Source organism: Actinocorallia lasiicapitis, assembly GCF_054778695.1.
Window position 1 is genome coordinate 1 of sequence record NZ_BAAGZI010000705.1, and the last position, 1458, is coordinate 1458.

Genomic DNA, 1458 nt, shown 5'->3' on the forward strand with positions numbered 1-1458 from the left:
GGGCCGTCCCTGCTGTTCGGGGCCGTCGAGGAGGCCAGGCACACGCGGCGGCTGGCCGGGGCGCGCCGCGGCGGCCGCGCCCATGTCGTCACCAGCGACGAGATCCACTCGCACGCGCTGCTGCTGGCGACGGTTCCCGACGGGGTGCGCCGGTCGTTCCGCGACCGGCTGCTCGGCCCGCTCCAGGACTACGACGCCGAGCACCACTCCGACCTGGTCCGCACCCTGGGCGCGTTCCTGGAGAACTCGGGCTCGTGGAACCGCTGCGCGAACCAGCTCCACCTGCACGTCAACACGTTGCGTTACCGGATTCGCCGGATCGAGGAGCTGACGGGCCGGGACCTGTCCACGCTCGAAGACAGGGTCGACTTTTTCCTGGCTCTGCGCGCGCTGTAGGGCCCTGATCGGCCAGAATCAGCAGCAGTGCACGCGTGGCCCGATTCCTACTGGTTTGACGGCGGCCGCCGGTCCGGTGAGGAGCGTCAGAGCTCCGAGCAGGACGGCGGTCATGGCGGCGAATTTCATGACTTTGCGCAATCGGGGCATGACCAACAGTAAAGAGGGACGGGTGGGAATGAGTCAAGAGACTCTCGGAGACCGGATCAGGAACCTCCGTATCAAGCAGGGCATCAGCCAGGCCCAGCTCGCCTTCCCCGAGCTTTCCGACAGCTACATCTCGCTGATCGAGTCCGACAAGCGGGTGCCCGCCCCGTCGGTCATCGAACTGCTCGCGCGCAAGCTGAACTGCTCGCCGACCTACCTGGTCAGCGGGGTCAGCGAGGACATCGTCGACGAGCTGCGCGTCACCCTGGAGTACGCGGAGATCGCGCTGCAGAACGGCGCCGCCGCCGAGGCGCGCGACCGGTTCGCCGAGGTCCTCGCCCACACCGACGCACTCGCGCTGCCCGACATGCTCCGCCAGGCCCGCTGGGGCCACGCCCTGGCGCTGGAGGCGAGCGGTTCGCTGGAGGACGCGATCGCCGAGCTCCGCGAGATCGCGGGCAGCGCCTCGCTGGAGTACGACCGGGAGCACTGGACCCGCGCCCATGTCGCGCTCAGCCGCTGCCTGCGCGAGCGCGGCGACACCAGCGCGGGCGTCCAGTGCGCGGAGGACGCGCTGCGGAAGCTGTCGATCGCCGGCGGTGAGCTGTCGGAGGCCGCCGTCCATCTCGGCGCGACCCTGCTGGGCTGCTGCATCGAACGCGGCGACCTGGTGCGGGCCGGTCAGCTCGCCGACGACCTGGTGGTGCGGGCCGAGCGGATCGGCAGCGCGCAGGCGCGGATCGCCGCCTACTGGGAGGCGGCGTTCGTCGCGGAGATGCGCGGCGAGTACGAGCGCGGCATCACGCTGGCCGAGCGGGCGCTGTCGCTGCTCGGCGAGGACGAGGACCCGCGCAACCTGTCCCGGCTGAAGCTCGCCTACGCCTCGCTGCTGCTGCGGGCGAGGCCGGGCAAGGC

General features: G+C 70.9%; 2 protein-coding genes. Both read left to right on the plus strand.

The window, feature by feature from the left end:
• The coding region (locus tag ACYVE7_RS33945) for a PucR family transcriptional regulator (protein WP_460370668.1) at positions 1 to 396 on the plus strand (396 nt) is incomplete at its 5' end.
• A 178-nt stretch (positions 397 to 574) separates the two neighbouring features.
• A partial coding sequence (locus ACYVE7_RS33950) for a helix-turn-helix domain-containing protein (RefSeq protein ID WP_460370670.1) occupies positions 575 to 1458 on the plus strand: 884 nt, incomplete at its 3' end.